Below are 535 nucleotides of genomic sequence, written 5' to 3'. Positions count from 1 at the left end.
ATCCAACGATGCTCCAAGACCTCAACTGATCAGCACCCCACCGCGAAGGATCCCCTCGCCCATGACGCCTTCCCTTCGAACCACCTCGGCCACCGTAGCCCTGGGCTTGGCGTGCGTACTCGCCCTGACCGCTTGCATACCCGGTCAGGACGAGTCCCCCACCAACGCCACAGCATCCTCCGTGGCCTCGGACCAGCGGGATGCCTCATCCATCCGCGAAGACTTCTACACCGAAATCACCCAGATCACCGACGAAGCCGGAGGCGACTGGACCTACCTCGATGGCGATCCCTTCTCCCCCGATGACCGCGACCCGTTTTCGCCCAAACCCTGCGGCGCCGACGACGGTCCACATCAACTGCTGCTGATGGTGATCTCGAGCCCCACTGATGACGGCCCGGCAGCGATCAAACACATGAAATCCGTGCTGGAAGCCCACGGGATGAAGATCACCAGCTACATCCCGGGCAAAACCAAACGCGAGGCGTCCGCGATAAATGCCGAGCTCACCTCCGGCCAGTTCGTGTCCTACCGC

At 62.4% G+C, this 535-nt stretch carries 1 protein-coding gene; it reads left to right on the top strand.

Annotation, left to right across the window (positions count from 1 at the left end):
* Positions 1-61: 61 nt before the first annotated feature.
* The coding region (locus ACT3S6_RS15905; protein ID WP_444555778.1) for a hypothetical protein at positions 62-535 on the top strand (474 nt) is incomplete at its 3' end.

The sequence above is a fragment of the Arthrobacter sp. AOP36-C1-22 genome (assembly GCF_052377515.1).
GTDB lineage: Bacteria > Actinomycetota > Actinomycetes > Actinomycetales > Micrococcaceae > Arthrobacter_H.
Note: the sequence above shows the minus strand (reverse complement) of the source record. Positions and strands in the feature narration are given on the sequence as shown.